Source organism: Solimonas aquatica (assembly GCF_900111015.1).
Taxonomy (GTDB): Bacteria; Pseudomonadota; Gammaproteobacteria; order Nevskiales; family Nevskiaceae; genus Solimonas; species Solimonas aquatica.
Genome location: NZ_FOFS01000007.1, coordinates 1 through 17640 on the forward strand (window position 1 = coordinate 1; position 17640 = coordinate 17640).

Annotated in this window: 14 protein-coding genes; 11 read left to right on the forward strand and 3 right to left on the reverse strand. The window is 67.7% G+C overall.

Features of this window, described 5'->3' with window-relative positions:
* Window positions 1-242 precede the first annotated feature (242 nt).
* Window positions 243-1229: an NAD(P)H-dependent flavin oxidoreductase gene (locus tag BMY12_RS09545; protein ID WP_093285149.1), complete on the reverse strand. Its 987-nt coding sequence runs from the start codon at window positions 1227-1229 to the stop codon at window positions 243-245.
* Window positions 1230-1371: 142 nt separating this feature from the next.
* Between BMY12_RS09545 and BMY12_RS09550 the strand changes: the two genes are divergently transcribed.
* The 7 genes from BMY12_RS09550 (at window position 1372) to BMY12_RS09580 (ending at window position 10383) form a co-directional block, all read left to right on the forward strand.
* Window positions 1372-2496, forward strand: coding sequence for a fatty acid desaturase (locus BMY12_RS09550; RefSeq protein ID WP_177188925.1), 1125 nt, complete (start codon window positions 1372-1374; stop codon window positions 2494-2496).
* Between the two features lie 19 nt (window positions 2497-2515).
* On the forward strand, window positions 2516-3586 hold the full coding sequence (locus BMY12_RS09555; RefSeq protein WP_093285154.1) for a 2Fe-2S iron-sulfur cluster-binding protein: 1071 nt from the start codon (window positions 2516-2518) through the stop codon (window positions 3584-3586).
* A 73-nt stretch (window positions 3587-3659) separates the two neighbouring features.
* On the forward strand, window positions 3660-4865 hold the full coding sequence (locus tag BMY12_RS09560; RefSeq protein ID WP_093285156.1) for an acetyl-CoA C-acetyltransferase: 1206 nt from the start codon (window positions 3660-3662) through the stop codon (window positions 4863-4865).
* 9 nt (window positions 4866-4874) lie between these two features.
* Window positions 4875-6998, forward strand: coding sequence for a 3-hydroxyacyl-CoA dehydrogenase NAD-binding domain-containing protein (locus BMY12_RS09565; protein ID WP_093285158.1), 2124 nt, complete (start codon window positions 4875-4877; stop codon window positions 6996-6998).
* Window positions 6995-7789, forward strand: a complete 795-nt coding sequence (locus BMY12_RS09570; RefSeq protein ID WP_093285161.1) for an enoyl-CoA hydratase/isomerase family protein — start codon at window positions 6995-6997, stop codon at window positions 7787-7789. Before BMY12_RS09565 ends, BMY12_RS09570 begins: the two co-directional genes overlap by 4 nt.
* Before the next feature lie 52 nt (window positions 7790-7841).
* Complete coding sequence (locus tag BMY12_RS09575) at window positions 7842-9227, forward strand: DUF1329 domain-containing protein (protein WP_177188926.1); 1386 nt, start codon at window positions 7842-7844, stop codon at window positions 9225-9227.
* 22 nt (window positions 9228-9249) lie between these two features.
* Entirely contained in the window at window positions 9250-10383 is a 1134-nt protein-coding gene (locus BMY12_RS09580; protein ID WP_093285166.1) for an acyl-CoA dehydrogenase family protein, read from the forward strand.
* Between the two features lie 67 nt (window positions 10384-10450).
* On the opposite strand, the gene BMY12_RS09585 is transcribed toward BMY12_RS09580, so the two are convergent.
* Window positions 10451-10798: a hypothetical protein gene (locus BMY12_RS09585; RefSeq protein ID WP_093285168.1), complete on the reverse strand. Its 348-nt coding sequence runs from the start codon at window positions 10796-10798 to the stop codon at window positions 10451-10453.
* 268 nt (window positions 10799-11066) lie between these two features.
* On the opposite strand from BMY12_RS09585, the gene BMY12_RS09590 reads away from it, so the two are divergent.
* The 4 genes from BMY12_RS09590 to BMY12_RS09605 are packed head-to-tail and all read left to right on the forward strand — an operon-like array spanning window position 11067 to window position 15922.
* Entirely contained in the window at window positions 11067-11972 is a 906-nt protein-coding gene (locus BMY12_RS09590; protein WP_143068908.1) for a WD40/YVTN/BNR-like repeat-containing protein, read from the forward strand.
* The gene (locus BMY12_RS09595; RefSeq protein WP_093285173.1) at window positions 11969-14383 is read left to right on the forward strand and encodes an efflux RND transporter permease subunit; all 2415 of its coding nucleotides are present in this window, start codon (window positions 11969-11971) and stop codon (window positions 14381-14383) included. The genes BMY12_RS09590 and BMY12_RS09595 overlap by 4 nt, the downstream gene beginning before the upstream one ends.
* A 4-nt stretch (window positions 14384-14387) precedes the next feature.
* Entirely contained in the window at window positions 14388-15047 is a 660-nt protein-coding gene (locus tag BMY12_RS09600) for a TonB C-terminal domain-containing protein (RefSeq protein WP_093285176.1), read from the forward strand.
* Window positions 15044-15922, forward strand: a complete 879-nt coding sequence (locus tag BMY12_RS09605; protein ID WP_093285178.1) for a formylglycine-generating enzyme family protein — start codon at window positions 15044-15046, stop codon at window positions 15920-15922. The genes BMY12_RS09600 and BMY12_RS09605 overlap by 4 nt, the downstream gene beginning before the upstream one ends.
* An 895-nt stretch (window positions 15923-16817) precedes the next feature.
* Here the strand turns inward: BMY12_RS09605 and BMY12_RS09610 are convergent.
* The gene (locus BMY12_RS09610) at window positions 16818-17615 is read right to left on the reverse strand and encodes an enoyl-CoA hydratase/isomerase family protein (RefSeq protein WP_093285181.1); all 798 of its coding nucleotides are present in this window, start codon (window positions 17613-17615) and stop codon (window positions 16818-16820) included.
* Between the last annotated feature and the right edge of the window lie 25 nt (window positions 17616-17640).

Genomic DNA, 17640 nt, shown 5'->3' on the forward strand with positions numbered 1-17640 from the left:
GCCGCGATAGCGGCGCCGGATGCGAGGCGTAGGGCGTGCTTTCTCTTGGGTACTTCTCTTTGCACGAGCAAAGAGAAGTACCTCGGGCGCCGAAGGGCGCACGAAACCAAGGCCTGATCAGGATATAAATCCAAGCAACAACAGCAAAAGCCCTGGCGGCTTACGGCGCTTGCGCGCCTAACACGCCCTACGAAGCTGCGCCGCCAACCTGCGCGACGAAGCAACGAAGCTGCAACGCGCGCTCAAGCCAGCGACTGCGCCAGCTCACCAATCGCCTGCTGATACTCGCGCCGTAGGCGCGCCACCAGATCCGCCACCGCGGGCACGTCGTGAATCGTGCCGGTACCCTGGCCTGCCGACCAGACGTGCTTCCAGGCCAGGCGATGATGGCTCAGGCTCTGGCCGATATCGGCTTCGCCGGGTTCGGCGATCTCGCGCAGGTCCAGGCCGTTGGCGGCGATGCTGGCCTTGAGAAAATTGGCCGGCACGCCGGAAATCTTCGAGGTGTAGACCACATCGGCGGCGCGGCTGCTCAGCAGCATGTCCTTGTAGGCCAGGGTCGCCCGACTCTCCTGCGTGGCGATGAAGCGCGTGCCCATGCCGGCCAGGCTCGCGCCGGCGGCGCGCGCGGCGGCGATGTGGCGGCCGCTGCTCATCGCGCCGCTGAGCACGATGGGCTTGTCGCTGAGTTCGCGCAGCTCGCCGAGCAGGGCGAAGGGATTGAGCGTGCCGCCCTGGCCGCCGGCGCCGACCCCGACCGCAATCAGCATATCCACGCCCGCCGCCAGCGCCTTCTCGGCATGACGGGTGTTGATCACATCGTGCGCCACCAGTCCGCCGTAGCCGTGCACCGCCTGCACCAGCTCGGTGGAAATGCCCATGGAGCCGATCACCAGCGGCACCCGGTGGCGCACGGCGATGTCCAGATCGGCGGCGAAGCGCTGGTTGCCGGGATGCACCACCAGGCTCAAGGCATAAGGCGCGACGCGGGCGCTGCCGGGCAGCGGCCCTTGCGCAAGCGCGGCGGCTATCCGCTGCAGCCATTGCTCCAGCTCGGCACTGCTGGCGGGATTGAGCGCGGGAAAACTGCCGATGATGCCGCTGCGGCAGCAGGCGATCACCAGCTCCGGTCCGGAGATCAGGAACATCGGCGCCGCCAGCAGCGGCAAGGTCAGCTCGCGCAGGAGCGGCGGCAATGCGGCTTGAGGCGAAGCGAGGCACTCGTTCATGCGAACTCCGGAAGAAGGCGAGGCTATGGTCGGTAGCCGCCGTCCTGGCTTAGCCAAACTATGGGTTGGGTGAGCGCCTGGCCGTGCACGGGATCATCACGCTCGCACCGCGCCCAGCATGCGGCCGCCGGGGGAGAACACCATGACCGACTACTTCAAATACCTGCTGTCGCCGCTGATTCTGGCCGCGCATGGCTACGGCCTCTATCTGGGCGGCGTCTATGCCTGGACCGGCCTGGCGCTGCTGCTCGGCGTGCTGCTGTTCGACGCCTTCCTGCCGCGCGACTACACGATGCGCGATCAGCGCTATGTGCGCATCTACGATGTGATCTGCGCGGTCACGGTGCTGTGCAGCTTCGCCAACATCTTCTTCTATGCCTATCTGGTGGGCCACGGCCACTTCAGCGGCACGAGTCAGCTCGGCGCCTTCCTGAGCATGATGTTCGTGGGCTTCGTGATCGGCGCGCCGCCGGTGCACGAGCTGTTTCACCGCGAGGAGTTCGTGCTGCGCTGGCTGGGCCGCATCGGCCAGTGCCTGATCTTCGATCCCTGGCGCGAGATCACGCACGTGGTCACCCACCACATGCGCGTGGCCACGCCCGATGATCCGGATTACGCGCGGCGCGGCGACACCGTCTACGGCCACATCCTGCGCACCTTTCCGGGACAGTGGAAGGAGTCCTATCACCTGGAAAAGATGATGTGGACCAAGCGCGGTCGCCGCTGGTACGACCTGCGCAATGCCTGGGTGTACAAGGCCGCCACCCTGCTGAGCTTCACGGCGCTGCTCTGCGCACTGGGCGGCGCGTATGGCGCGCTGCTGGCCATCGCCAGCCTGCTGCTGGGGCCGCGCATGATGCTGGAGGTTTTCAACTACGTGAATCACTACGGCCTGGTCTCGGCCACGCCGGGCCGCTTCGAAAAGCGCCACACCTGGAATCACATCACCCCGCTGACGCGCATCCTGGCGCTGGAGATCACCAATCACGCCGGGCATCACGAAGACAGCTACAAGCCCTTCTACAAGCTGGAGCCGGATCGCAACGGGCCGGTGCAGCCGCAGTTCCTGCTGGTGGTGCTGCTGGCCCTGGTGCCGCCGCTGTTCTTCATGATGATCAAGCCCCTGCTCAAGCACTGGGACATGCATTACGCCTCACCGCAGGAGCGCGAGATCGCGCGCCGCGAGAACGAGCGCGCCGGCTGGCTGGAGCTCAATCGCCCGGACCCGCAGCGCGATCTGCCGGCCGGCATCTGGTCGGCGGCCTGAACAAGGAACACATTCCGTCATGCTGTCTCCCGAGATGAACGCGCCAGAGGCGCGCCACGAGCGCTGCCGCATCACCGTGCGCGGCCGTGATGGCGAAGAGCAGAGTTTCGAGATCGGCCGCAACGAGCTGCTGCTCAAGGCCGCCATCGAGCAAGGCATAGACTATCCGCACAACTGCCGCGTCGGTGTCTGCGGCGCCTGCAAGACGCGCCTGCTGTCCGGACGCGTCAGTCCCATGGTGGATCTGGCGCTGTCGCCGCTGAGCAATGCGCAGATCGAAGACGGTTTCGTGCTCGCCTGCCAGGCCAAGGTGCGCAGCGACCTGCTGGTGGAAGCGCAGCTCGGCAGGCAGGCGCTGCTGCCGGTGTGCACGGTGTCCTCGCGCGTGACGCGCTGGCGCCGGCTGCCGGGCGAGGTCATCGATCTGCGCCTGAAGCTCGACACGCCGCTTCGTTATCACGCCGGGCAGTACGCCACGCTCGCCGAATCCGGCTCCTTCACGCGGCGCAGCTTTTCCTTCTACGACCCGCCGGGCGATCAGCCGGCGCAGGAAGTGGGCTTCCTGATCAAGCGCCTGCCGGGCGGCCGGTTTTCCGAATGGCTGTTCGAGCGTGATCGCAGCGGCATCAAGATCTGGCTGGAAGGCCCCTTCGGCGTGATGGGCGTGGACGATCCGGATCGCGACGCCCTGTGCGTGGCGGGCGGCACCGGCATCGCGCCGATTCTGTCCATCATCGGCGAGCGCCTGAAACGCAGCGCCCGTGCGCGCTTCACGCTCGTGTTCGGCGTGCGCACGCAGCAGGATCTGTTTGCCGCGGAGTATCTGCAGGCGCTGCAGGCGCAGGCCGGCGAACGCCTGCGCGTGATCGACATCCTGTCGCACGAGCCGGCGCAATCCGGCTGGCGCGGCGCGCGCGGTCTGGTCACCGATGCGCTCGATGACCGCCTGGGCCTGGATTTTTCCGCGCAGGCGGCTTTCATCTGCGGCAACTACGGCATGGTCGAGGCCGTGGAGAAGAAGCTGCTGGCGCTGGGCGTGGCGCCGGAACGCATCCACGCCGACAAGTTCCTGCCTTCGGGCACGCCATAGCGTGAACAGGCCCTAAACACTTTCCTGTGCCGCGCGCCTGCGCGGCTTCATCTATCCAGCGGAGACTCCAGCCGTGGTGGCTTATATCTACGATCATGTGCGCACGCCGCGCGGGCGCGGCAAGGCCGATGGCAGTCTGCACGAGGTGCCGGCGGTCACGCTCGGCAGTACCGTGCTCAAGGCGCTCAAGACGCGCAACCAGCTCGACACCGAGCACGTCGATGATGTGATCTTCGGCATCGTCAGTCCGGTCGGCGAGCAGGGCCAGGTGCTGCCGCGCCTGGCGGCGCTGGCGGCGGGTTACTCGCAGCGCACCGCCGGCCTGCAGGTGAACCGCTTCTGCGGTTCGGGCCTGGAGGCGGTGAATCTGGCCGCCGGCAAGATTGCGGCCGGCGCGGCGGAGTTCGTGGTCGCGGGCGGTTGCGAGGCCATGTCGCGCGTGCCGATCCTTTCCGACGGCGGCGCCTGGTCCACGGACCCGGCCATCGCGCAGTGCTCGCATTTCATTCCGCAGGGCGTGAGCGCCGATCTGCTGGCCAGCAAATGGGGCTACACGCGCACGCAGCTGGACGAATTCGCCGCGCAGAGTCATCAGCGCGCCGGACGCGCCTGGGCCGAAGGCCGCTTCGCGCGCTCGGTGGTGCCGGTGCATGACGTGATCGGTGAGCTGCTGCTGGATCGCGACGAGACGGTGCGGCCCGGCTGCACGGCGGCGGATCTGGCGGCGCTCAAGCCGTCCTTCGCCGAGATGGGTGCCAAGTCCGGCTTCGATGCTTTGGCCCTGCTGCGTTATCCGGAAGTCGAGCGCATCGAGCATGTGCATCATGCCGGCAACTCCTCCGGCATCGTCGATGGTGCCAGCGCCATGCTGCTGGGCTCGCGCGAGGCCGGGCAGGCCGCCGGACTCAAGCCGCGCGCGCGGATCCTGGCCATGGCCGAGATCGGCTCGGAGCCCACCATCATGCTGACCGCGCCCTCGTACGCGGCGGAGAAGGCGCTCAAGCGCGCCGGCATGCAGGCCCGCGATATCGATCTGTATGAGATCAACGAGGCCTTCGCCGCCGTGGCCCTGCGTTTCATGCAGGCCCTGGAACTGGACCCGGCGCGCGTCAACGTCAACGGCGGCGCCATCGCCATGGGTCATCCCCTGGGCGCCACCGGCGCCATGATTCTGGGCACCGCTCTGGACGAACTGGAGCGCAGCGGCAAGTCCACCGCGCTGGCCACGCTCTGCATCGGCGCCGGCATGGGCGTCGCCACCATCATCGAACGCATCTGAGCCTCTGCCATGGTCAAGACCCAAATCCAGAACGGTATCGCGCATCTGTCGATCGACATGCCCGGCCGCTCCATGAACGTGCTGGAGCCGGCGGTGGCCGCCGCGCTCTCGGCCGCCTTCGAAAGCGTGCTGGCCGATGCCGGCGTGCAAGGCATCGTCATCAGCTCGGCCAAGGGCAGCTTCATCGCCGGCGCGGATCTGGCGCAGATGGAAGCCCTGGCCGCGCCCGGCGTGAGTCTGGCGCAGGCCGCCGCGCGCATCGCCTATCTCGGCGATTTCTTCCGGCGCATCGAAACCTGCGGCAAGCCGGTGGTCGCCGCGGCCAGCGGCACGGCGCTGGGCGGCGGCCTGGAGCTGATGCTGGCCTGCCATTACCGCATCGCCGCCGACCATCCCAAGGCGCAGTTCGGTCTGCCGGAAGTGAAGCTCGGCCTGCTGCCCGGCGCCGGCGGCACGCAGCGCGTGCCGCGTCTGATCGGCATCCAGGCCAGCATCGGCCTGCTCACCGGCGGCGCGCCCTTGTCGGCGCGCGAGGCGCAGAAGCTGGGCCTGCTCAATGAAGTGGTGCCAGCCGAACAGCTGCTCGCCGCCGCCGAAGCGGCGATCCGCGAAGGCCGCGTGCCGGCGCAGGCGCCCTGGGATGTGAAGGGCTACAAGCTGCCGGGCGGCGAGGCTTATGCACCGGCCAATGCCGCCGCGCTGATGAGCGCCACCAGCCGTCTGCACGCCGCCACGCGCGGCAACGAGCCGGCACCGCTGACCATCCTGCGTTGCATCCACGATGGCAGCAAGCTGCCCATCGCGCGCGCGCTGAAGCTGGAGCAGAAGTATTTCGCGACCCTGGTGCAGGGCCGTGTGGCCCAGAACCTGATCCGCACGCAGTTCTTCGCCAAGCAGGCCGCCGACAAGCTGTCGCGCCGTCCGGCCGCCGTGGCCAAGAGCAGCGTCAAACGCCTGGGCGTGCTCGGCGCCGGCTTCATGGGCCAGGGCATCGCGCAGGTGTCGCTGGCGGCCGGCATCGAGGTGGTGCTGGTGGATCGCGAGCTGGCCATCGCGCAGCGCGCGCGGGACGGCATCGCCGCCACCCTGCAGGCGGATGTGGACAAGGGCCGCCTGAAGCCCGAGGCGCGCGAGGCGCAGCTGGCGCGTCTGCATTGCGCCGCCGATCACGGCGGCTTTGCCGGCTGCGAGCTGGTGATCGAGGCGGTGCTGGAAGATTTCGCGGTGAAGGCGCAGGCCACCAGGCTCACGGAAGCGCAGCTGGCGGACAGCGCGATCTTCGCCTCCAACACCTCGGCCCTGCCCATCGACGAACTGGCAGCCGCCAGCGTGCGGCCGGCGAATTTCATCGGCCTGCATTTCTTCTCGCCGGTGCCGAAGATGGCGCTGGTGGAAATCATCATCGGCGCCAAGACCTCGGACGAGACCCTGGCGCGCGCCCTGGATTACTGCCAGCAGATCCGCAAGACGCCCATCGTGGTGCGCGATGGCTATGGCTTCTACACCACGCGCTGCGTGGATGCGTACGTGCGCGAAGGCATCCGCCTGCTCGCCGATGGCGTGGCGCCGGCGCTGATCGAAAACGCCGGTGTGGCCCTGGGCATGCCGGTGGGGCCGCTGGCGCTGGCCGATGAAGTGGGCATCGATGTGCTGCATCACATCGCGCACTTCTTCGCCTCGCGCGAGCACGGCGCCTGGGCCGAAGACCGTCATGCGGTGCCGAACGCGCAGATCGACGCGCTGTATGCGGCGGGCCGCTACGGCCGCAAGCGCGGCGCCGGTTTCTACGATTACCCGGCCGGCGGTGCCAAGCAGCTGGCGGTGTCGCTGCCGCGCAATGAGGTGCAGCCGGACATGGCGGCGGTGCGCGAGCGCCTGCTCTACGCGCAGCTGGTGGAAGCGGCGCGCTGCTGGGCCGAGAACGTGGTGGAGGATCTGCGCGAGGCCGATCTGGGCGCGACCCTGGGCTGGGCCTTCCCGCGCTACCTGGGCGGGCCGTTCGCGGCGATCGAGGACATCGGCCTTGCCAGCTTTGTGCAGAGCTGCGCGACGCTGAGCCGGACGCTGGGGCCGCGCTTCGAGCTGCCGGCGCGGCTGCGCGAGCGCGCCGCCGTCGCGCAGCACCTGACATGAGCCCGGATCTGGTGCGGCTGAGCGTGGATGCCGGCAGCGGCATCGCGCAGCTCTGCTTCAACCGTCCGGACAAGCTCAATGCCATCGATGTGCCGACCGCGCAGGCTTTCTGCGCGGCGGTGCGCGCCTTGCGCGACGATGCCCGCGTGCGCTGCGTGGTGCTGCGCGGTGAAGGGCGGGCGTTCGTGGCGGGCGGTGATGTCGCCGCTTTTGCCGCCAACTTCGAGGCCGCGCCGGCGCTGATCGATGCCCTGCTCGATGCGCTGAATCCGGCCATCGAGATCCTGCGCAGGATCGATGCGCCGGTGATTGCGGCGGTGCAGGGCTCGGTGGCCGGCGCGGGGCTGTCGCTGATGGCGGCCTGCGATCTGGTGGTGGCGGCCGAGGGCACCCGCTTTCTGATCGCCTATGACCGTCTGGGCGCGCCGCCGGACTGCGGCGGCACGTACTTCCTGCCGCGCCGCATGGGGGCACGGCGCGCCGCCGAGATGTTCTTTTTGAGCCAGACCCTGGACAGCGCGGCGGCGCTGGAGGCTGGACTACTCAATCGGGTAGTGCCGCCGGCGCAGCTGGGGGATACCGTCGCGGAGCTGGCGCGGCAGCTGGCGGCCGGGCCCACGCGCGCCTACGGACACTACAAGCGCCTGAGCCTGCACAGCACGCAGCGCGATCTGCAGGCCCAGCTGCAGGCCGAGGGCGAAGCCTTCAAGGACGCCACGCGCACGCAGGACTTCCGCAGCGGCGTACGCGCCTTTCTCGACAAGCAGACGCCGCACTTCGAAGGTCATTGAAACAGGTCGCCGCGGCGGCCTGCAGCAGGATCACAAAAAGAGGAGAGGGATGATGGCGCATCTGCAACGCTATGACCGTGGCTACACGCGGCGCAAATTCCTGGCCGACGCCGCACGCGGGGTGCTCGCCAGCGGCGTGCTGGCACCGCTGCACGAGGTGCTGGCGGCGACCGGCGAGATCAACAAGGCCTATCCCGAGGAACTGCTGTCCATCGAGGCCTATACCAAGGGCAAGATCAAGACCGGCGACACCATCAGCGCCGCCAACGTCGAGTACGTGAAGGATCTGCTGGAGCCGGTGCGCTACCAGCACATCCTCAAGAACGGTCGCAAGCTCAAGGTGGTGAAGACCACCACCGAGCTGATGCGCCTGGGGCCCTGGGAATACACCGAGGCCACGCTGCGCAATGCCGGCAAGGCCAGGTTCGATGACAAGGGCAATGTGGTGAACGGCGCCGACGGCCTGCCCTGGATCGGCGGCAATCCCTTTCCCAATCCCGGCAACGGCCTGGAGCTGTTCGCCGCGCAGACCCTGAGCTGGGGGCGGCACGATGCCTCGTTCTATGCGATCACCGCGCAGGCTGTGGCGCCGGCCGGCGATGTGCGCTTCCGCTACGAAGGTGGCTGGGCGGAACTCTCGCCGGTGGCGCGCGTGGTCATGGACCCCAAGCCCTACTGGCCCGCGCATCAGGACAAGCTGCGCTACCAGACCGTGTTCTTCACCGCGCCCACGCAGTTTGCCGGCACCTCGTATCTCAACATCTGGGATTACGACCACAGCAGGTTTCCGGACCTCTACGGCTATGTGCCGGAGTTCCGCCGCGTGCGGCAGTTCCCCACCGATCAGCGTTTCGAGCCGCTGCTGCCGGGGCTGTCCCTGTATCTCTCCGATGCCTGGGCGGCGGGCGATCCGCTGCACACCTGGGGCGATTACCAGATCGTCGGGCGCGGTCCGTTTCTGGCGGGGCTGTCCGACAACTGGAGCAGCGAGCATCCGAACTGGGAGCGCGGCGTGCACGGCGGGCCCAAGAACCAGACCTTCTGGGACGCCAGCGTGGAGCTGGTGCCGGAGGCGATCATCGTCGAGGCCAAGCCCTTGAAGTTCCCGCGCGCGCCGGTGTCCAAGAAGCGCGTCTGGTTCGACGCGCGCAATCAGGCGGTGATCGGCATGATCACCTATGACCGTCGCGGCGAGCCTTTCCGGTCCTTCGACGGCGCCTATTCGCTGTACGAGGCCGGCGCCAAGAAGGTGATGGACGGCCAGCATCCGTACTGGAGCTGGACGCATGTCACCGCCTCGGATATCCAGACCGGCGACGTCACCCGGCTGCAGCAGGTAAGACAGATTGCCGGTGGACACATGAGCGGCGCCAACGATCCTGGTATTTTTGAGCGTTACATGACCCAGAAGGCGCTGATCCGGCTCGGCGCCGTGTGATTTCCACATTTTGAACGAGACCATGTTGAACGAAGACCAGCAGCTGATTTTCGACACCGCCCGGCGCTTTTCCCGTGAGGTGCTGGCGCCCGGCGCCGCCGCGCGCGAGCAGCGCGCCGCCATCGAGCCCGAGGTGTTCAAGGGCCTGGCGGAAATGGGCCTGCTGGGCATGACCGTGTCGCCGGACTACGACGGTGCCGGTGCGGACTACGTCTCCTACGCCGCCGCGCTGATGGCGGTGGCCGAGGGCGATGGTGCGGTGTCCACGGTGATGAGCGTGCACAACGCGCCGTTCTGCGCGATTCTCGAACGCTTCGGCTCGGCGGCGCACAAGCAGGACGTGCTGATGCGTGCCGCGCGCGGCGAGTTCATCGGCGGCTTCGCGCTCACCGAAAGCCATGCGGGTTCGGACGCCAGCGCCCTGCGCACGCGCGCGGTGCGCAAGTCCGACCGCTATGTGCTCGACGGCAGCAAGCAGTTCATCACCAGCGGCAAGATCGCCGAGTACGTGGTGGCCTTCGCGGTCACCGATCCGCAGAACCCCAAGCGCGGCATCACGGCCTTTCTGGTGCCCACCGCCGCCAAGGGCTACACGGTGAGCAAGATCGAGCACAAGCTCGGCCAGCGCGCCTCGGACACCTGCAGCCTGAACTTCGACAGCCTGGAAGTGCCGCTCGAAAACCGCATCGGCGAGGAAGGCGAGGGTTACAAGATCGCACTGTCCAGCCTGGAAAGCGGCCGCATCGGCATCGCCGCGCAGAGCGTGGGCATGGCGCAGGCGGCGCTGGATGCCGCGATCCGCTACGCCGGCGAACGTCGCAGCTTCGGCAAGAGCCTGATGGAGCATCAGGCCGTGAACTTCCGTCTGGTGGACGCGCGCACGCGCCTGGAAGCCGCGCGTCAGCTGGTGTACTCGGCGGCGCGCATGAAGGATGCCGGCCTGCCCTGCCTGGATCAGGCCTGCATGGCCAAGCTGTTCGCCAGCGAGACCGCCGAGGCGGTGTGCTCGGCGGCGATCCAGACCTTCGGCGGCTACGGCTATGTGGAAGACTTTCCGGTGGAGCGCATCTACCGCGATGCCCGCGTCTGCCAGATTTACGAAGGCACTTCCGACATCCAGAAGATCATCATCGGTCGCAGCCTGCAGCCCAGCTGAACACCAGCGCCACAAAAAAAGCGGCAGACCCGATCAGGATCCGCCGCTTTCTTTTTGCGTGTGATTGTTAAAACGCGGCGCCGTACAGCAGATACAGACCCACGGCGCCGAGGCTGCCGTGCATCAGCGCCAGCGGCAGCGTGGCGCGGTCCTTGAACAGCACGCGAAACAGCACCAGGCCGCCGATCAGGCCGCTGAGAAACACCAGCAGCGCCCACCAGGCCTGTGCCGGCGTGGCTTCGCCGCCCCGCAGATTGGCGGCCAGCAGCAGCGCCAGGCAGGCCAGCGCCCCCAGGCCGTGCACCATGCCCAGCCAGGAAGGAAAGCGCAGGCGCAGCAGAATCAACAGTGTCAGTCCCAGACCGCCGGCGGCGATGGCGGCAAAGGCATAGAACGCAAGCTGCGTGAGTGTCATGGGCAAGGCTCCCCGATGTTGTTGGTGTGCGCATAGCATGAGGCAGGCGCGGCCCGCGAACCGCTAGCCGAAAGTTAGGGGGCAGTCGCGCAGGCGCCCGGCAAAATGCGATCATCGCCGCATCTTCAAAGCGTCGCCGTGTGTGCCGCGCGCATCCTGCGCACACGCCGGATACAGGATCAAAAAAAGGGGAGGCAGGATGCCGAGTCGTCATCATTGGCGCCATGGATATCGGGCGCTCGGGTTTTGTGTGCTGTGCGGTTTCGCCATGGCGGCGCAGGCCGCCACCCTGCGCACCCTGCGCAGCGGCACCGCGCATTCCGCGCTGTATGGTCTGTGCTTCGACGCCGGCTACGGCGTGGCCGTCGGCGCACAGGGCGCGCTGCTGGAAAGCAGCGATGGCGGCGAACACTGGCAGGCGGCCGCGGTGCTCACGCCGCTGGCGCTGCTGGCCGTGGACTGCCGTGCCAATCGCGCGCTGGCCGTCGGACAGAGCGGCAGCCTGCTGCGTCGCGAGGCCGGCGCCTGGAGTCTGGCACCCGCCATCAGCGCGCAGCGTCTGCTCGGTGTGAGTCTCAACAGTCGCGGTCAGGCGGCGGCGGTCGGCGAGTTCGGCACCGTGCTGTGGTCGGACGATGCCGGCCGCAGCTGGCGTGATGCGCGGCCCGACTGGGAACGCTTCGCGCCGGAAGCCGCCGAACCGCATCTGTATGCGGTGCAGGTGGAGGAGTCCGGACAACTCACGGTGGCCGGCGAGTTCGGCCTGATTCTGCGCAGCGCCGACGCCGGCCACAGCTGGCAGTCACTGCGCGCCGCCGATCCGGCGGCGCCGGCGGTGCACGCCCTGGCCCTCGATAGCCGCCCGGGTGTGCCCAGCTATGCCGCCGGCCAGAGCGGCCTGCTGCTGAAGTCGGGAGACGGTGGCCGCAGCTGGCAGACGCTGCCGGCATCGCGCGGCAACGCCCTGCTGGGACTGGCCGCCGCGGATGCGCAGACCGTGCTGCTCGCCGGGCTGCGCACGCTGCGCATCAGCCGCGATGGCGGCGCCAGCTTCAGCGAAGTGCCGCTGGGCAAGGATGCGCAGCCCTGGTACCAGAACCTGCGCGTGAGTCCGGTGAACGGGCGGTATTACGCGGTTGGCTATGCCGGCCGTCTGGTGGAGCTGTTGCCATGAAGGCTTACGGACTGCGTCTGCGCTTTGCCAGCTGGATGCTGGAACACCGGCGCGGCGCGCTGCTGGTGTTCGCCCTGATCACCCTGGCGTTCGCCTGCGGCCTGCCGCGCGTGCGCCTGCAGACCATCTTCTCGGACCTGCTGCCCAAGGATGATCCCTTCGTGCAGGTGTTCCGCGATCATCCCAACTTCGGCAATCCGCTGACGGTCATGCTGATGATCCGGCGCACGGACGGCGATCTGTATCAGGCCGACACCCTGGCCAAGATCTGGCAGCTGACCCGCGACATCGATCTGGTGCCCGGCGTGGACCACGATCAGATCCTGTCGGTGACCACCGAGAAGGCGCGCTACTACGAGGCCACGCCGGAAGGCATCGACATGCGGCCGCTGATGGGCGATCACGCGCCACGCGATGCGCAGGAGATCGCCGAGTTCCGCTCGCGCGTGGACAAGGCGCCCAACGTGCGGCAGTTCCTGATCTCCGCCGACGAGCGCTCCACGATTCTGATGGCGACCTTCATCGAGCAGCGCCTGGATTACGGCGTGGTCTTCGATGCCGTGCAGAAGCTGGCCGCCAAGGCGCGCGATGAACATCACGAGGTGTTTGTCACCGGCCAGCCGATCCTGATCGGCTGGGTGTATCAGTACGAATGGCAGATGATCGGCATCTTCGCCGTCACCCTGGGCGCGCTGATTCTGGCGCTGGCGCTGTACATGCGTAATCTGGTCGGCGTGCTCACGCCCATCATCACCAGCACGGTGGCGGCGATCTGGGCCTTCGGCCTGGTGGGCTGGCTGAACATCTCCATCGAGCCGCTGCTGATGGTGATTCCGCTGCTGCTGATGGCGCGCTCGTTTTCACACAGCGTGCAGTTCACCGAGCGCTATTACGAAATCTACGCCGGGCTGCGCGACCGCAAGAAAGCTGCGGCGGTGACCATGAGCGTGATGCTGGCACCTTCGGTGCTGGGCATTCTCACCGACGTGCTGGGCATCGCGGTGGTGATCGTGGCGCCGATTCCGGCCATGGTGCGCCACGCCATCTTCTGCGGCATGTGGGCCTGGTTCCTGATTCCCACCGGCTGCGTGCTGATCTCGCTGCTGCTGGCCAGCCTGCCGGCGCCGCGCAACATCGAACAGCTGGTGGCAGGCAAGGGCAGCGGTCTGGCCACGCGCCTGCTGGAGCGCACGCTGCGCGTGCCGGCACTGCTCACGCAGGGCCGCTGGGCGCTGCGTACTTCTCTGGTGGTGCTGATCGCGGCGGTCTGCGTGGTGGCCACCGCGCGGCAGATCAAGATCGGCAATCCGGTGGAAGGCAGCAATCTGCTCTGGGAAGACTCCGAGTTCAACGCTGCGGTGCGCGCCATCAATGCCAACTTCCCCGGCGTGAACACCCTGGAGATCGTGCTCGAAGCCAAGGACCCGGACAGCCCCGACTGGACCGCGCAGCAGCTCGACACGGTGATGACCGAGATGCGCCTGCAGCAGCTGCTGGAGGCCGATGCCTTCGCGCCGCGCGCGACGCTGTCCTTCGCCGATTACCTGATGGAGTCCAACCGTCTGTTCCACGGCGGCAATCCGCAGTGGCTGCAGCTGGACCCGCGCGAGCGCGCGGTGAGCGCGGCAGCGGTGGGCGCGATGATGGGCACCAGCGCCAAGAACTTCGGCCATGTGGTCAGCTTCGGCATGCAGCACTCCACGGTTTCGCTGTGGTATGCCGACAACAAGCAGGAGACCGTGGATGCGGCCCTGGCTTCGGCGCGGCGTGCGGTGGCCCTGGTCGGCGAGGACCATCCGAGCTTCCGTGTGCGCCTGGGCACCGGCACCATCGCCCTGCAGGAGGCGGTCAACCGCGTGATCGGCCGTTATCAGCATCTGTTGCTGCTGCTGCTCAATGTGCTGGTGTTCATCATGTGCGCGCTGGCCTATCGCTCCGTGCTGGCCGGCGTGCTGCTGCTGATTCCGGTGAACCTCGCCAACGAGGCGCTGCTCGCCGCCATGCATCTGCTCGGTGTGGGTCTGGATGTGAACTCGATGATCGTCGCCGCGGTGGGCGTGGGCGTGGGCATCGACTACGGCATCTATCTGCTCTCGCGCATCTGCGAGGAAGTGCAGGCCAGCGGTGACTGGGGCCTGGCCATCAGCCGCTCGCTGCAGACCACCGGCAAGGCGATTCTGTTCACCGCCAGCGTGATGACCCTCGGCATCCTGCCCTGGTATCTGATGTCGGGACTGAAGTTCGTGGCCGACATGGGCCTGCTGATCATGGCGATCATGGCCATCAACATGGTGCTGGCGCTGATCGTGCTGCCGCTGCTGGTGTGGTGGGTGAAGCCGCGCTTCGCGCTGCGCCAGAACACCATCGTCGGCGAAGGCGGCCATATCGACTGGGCGGGTTCGGCGCCCTGAGCCCATGACCCCGGCGCTCGTCGAGCTGAAAGTCGGCACCGCGCCACCGGGCGCGGTGGCGGCGCAGCCGCTGGGGCCTTCGTTTCTCGCCGCCTTGCTGCTGCATGCGCTGTTGCTGGGCCTGCTGCTGCTGGAACTGGACAGCCTGCTCAAGCCCGGCGGACGGCCCGCGCCGGCTTCGGCGATCACGGTGATGCTGCTCACCGCGCCGGTGGTGGCGCCGCCCAGCGCCAGTGCCGAGCCGCTGCCGGAGCCGCAGCAGCCCGTGCCGACACCCAAGCCCGGCAGCCTGGCGCCGAGCAAGCCGCCGCGCACGATGGCGGCCAGCCATCCGACGCCGGCGGCATCCGCCGCCAAGGTTGCCAGCGCGCCGACCGCACCGCCGACCAGCACCGAGGAGCCCGATACCGAGCTGGCCGATTTTCTGGGCAGCCTGCGCGGCCGCTGGCTGGAGCCGCGTGGTGTGCCCTCGCGTTTTCATTGTCAGGTGCAGATCCGCTATCAGGCCGGCGGCATGATCGAGGCGGTGAGCGTGCAGCCCGGCTGCGGTTCGCCGGAGCTGGTGGATTCCATCGAGCGCGCGGTGTGGAAAAGCCAGCCGCTGCCGCTGCGCGTGGCACGCAATCAGGCCGGCGCGCTCACCGTGGATTTCTCGCCGCGATGAAAAAACCTTCACTGCTGTTGTTGGCGCTGTGTCTGTGCTGGCTGCTGCCGGGTGCGGCGCGCGCCGCCTGCAGCACGCAGAGCCTGGGCGAGACCGAGGCGCATCTGCCCATCTTCCGCGACTGCGAGCAGGCGCCGGAGATGGTGTTGCTGCCGGCCGGTTCGTTTCTCATGGGCAATGACAGCGGCGCCGGCAATGGTTACGACCTGCCGCTGCACGAGGTGCGCGTGAATGCCTTTGCCATCGGCCGCCATGAGGTCACGCGCGGGCAATGGCAGGCCTGTGTACGCGACAAGGTCTGCGAGTCCTTGCCGGACGGCGCAGGCGATCCGCGTCTGCCGGCGGCGCAGCTGAGCTGGAAGCAGGCGCAGCGTTATCTGCAATGGCTGAGCGTGCGCAGCGATCATCATTACCGCCTGCCCAGCGAGGCGGAGTGGGAATACGCGGCGCGCGCCGGCACGCAGACGCAGTACAGCTGGGGCAATCTGAGCCGTTCCGCCTGCAGCTACGCCAACAGCTTCGACCGCAGCGGCCGCGCCGCGTATCCGGCCTGGAACTGGGACATCGATTGTGATGATGGCTATGCGCAGACCGCGCCGGTGGGCAGCTTCGCCGCCAACGCCTGGGGTCTGTACGACATGCTCGGCAATGTCTGGGAGTGGGTGCAGGACTGCTGGAACCCCGACTATCGCGGCGCACCGAGCGATGCCCGTGCCTGGCTTGCCGGGGATTGCGGCAAGCGTGTCAATCGCGGCGGCGGATGGGGCAATCATCCACGCAGTCTGAAGGTGTTCAACCGCGATGCCGATGGCGTCGACAGTTTCAGCGATGGCCTGGGTTTTCGTGTGGCGAGGGATGTGCCGGCGGCGAAGTGAAACCTTGCCACCGGGCATCCCGGCGCTCGGCCCGGTGTCCGTGTAACCGCGACACCCGTGGGTTGGGCGCGCTAACGCCGTAACCCACCGTGGCTTTGCTGCTTGTTGCTTGGTTTATTGCTCGATTGCGCCTTGGTTTCGTGCGCCTGTCGGCGCCCGAGGTACTTCTCTTTGCTCGTGCAAAGAGAAGTACCCAAGAGAAAGCACGCCCTACGCCTCGCATCCGTCGCCGCTGACGCGGCGGCGGCAGCCTGCGCTGCTCGCGTGCTCGGGGCCGTTGCAGACGCGCCATCCCTGGCGCGGCTGCAACTGAGCCGAACTTCCTGTTCGGCTCTCCCACTGCGCTCGCTACGCTGCTCGGTGCGAGGCAAAGGGGGTTAAAGGCAACAGCAAAGCACAGCGCAGCCGCGCTCATCGCGCGAAGCTGCTGTGGCTTTTGATGTTGGGGTCCCCGTCTCTGGCGCTGAGCTGTGCGGCGAGCGCAGGGGAGAGCCGCCCAGGAAGGGCGGCTCAGTTGCGGCCACGCCAGGGATGGCGCGTCTGCAACGGCCCCGAGCACGTTGCACAGCGAAGGCACCCGCGCAGCGGGCGCCAGAGCCGGGGTGTGCTTTCTTTTGGTTCCTTTTCTTTGCACAAGCAAAGAAAAGGGACTCCGCCGCCGGAGGGCGGCGGAAGAAGCCAGTAGATCGAGAAACACACGAAGCCGCCGCCGAAGGGCAGCGGAAGAAGCCAATAGATCAAGAACAAAACAAAGCAACAACCAGCGAAGCCCGGCGGGTCAAGGCGCTCACGCGCCTAAGCCGTCCTACGGTGGTTTGCCTGCGTTACGAGCTTCGCTTATTTCAGGCGCAAGGCTTGGCGATCACAGCAGGCTGCGGCGCAGGCTGGCCCGACATCAGGCGAAGCGCGCCGCGCGTTTGGCGCTGAACGCGGCTACGCCTTCCTGCAGATCGGGGCCTGCCGCTGCGGCCATCAGTTCGCGGCGCTCGGCTTCCAGTTGGGTGCCCAGCTCGCAATCGGCCGCGGCATAGGCCAGCGCCTTGGTGCGCGCCAGCGCGTGCGCGGCGCCGGCACGCAGACGCTGCACCAGGGCGCGGGTTTCTTCGGGCAGCCGCTCCGGCGGCACCACGAAGTTCACCAGCCCCAGACTCTGCGCACGCGCCGCGTCGAAAGGCTCCGCCAGCAGCATCAGCTCCAGCGCCCGGCGCTCGCCCAGCAGACGCGGCAGCAGGAAGGACGCGCCGACATCGGGCGTGACGCCGATGCGTGCATAAGCCAGCGAGAAACGCGTGTTGCTGGCGGCAATCACCAGATCGGCCATGTTCATCAGGCCCAGGCTGCCGCCGGCGACGATGCCGTGCACCGAGGCCACCACGATGGCCGGCGCGGCCCGCAGGCGCTGCATCAGCGGATTGAGCACACGCAGCGTGCGGTCCACGCGGCCCGGCGCGCCGCCATCCTGCGGATGCAGCCAGTTGAGATCGGCGCCGGTGCCGAAGGCCGGACCCTCGCCACGCAACAGAATCACCCGCACGCGGGTATCGAGCAGAATCTCATCCAGGTGCCGGCCGATGGCGTACACCGCTTCTTCATCCAGCGCGTTGTAGGCCTGAGGACGGTTCACCGTGACCGTGGCGATGCCGTCCTTGATCTCGCTGATGACCGATTCCGGACCGGCACTGTCGATGCTCATGGGAGTTTTCCGTAGTCGATGGCGC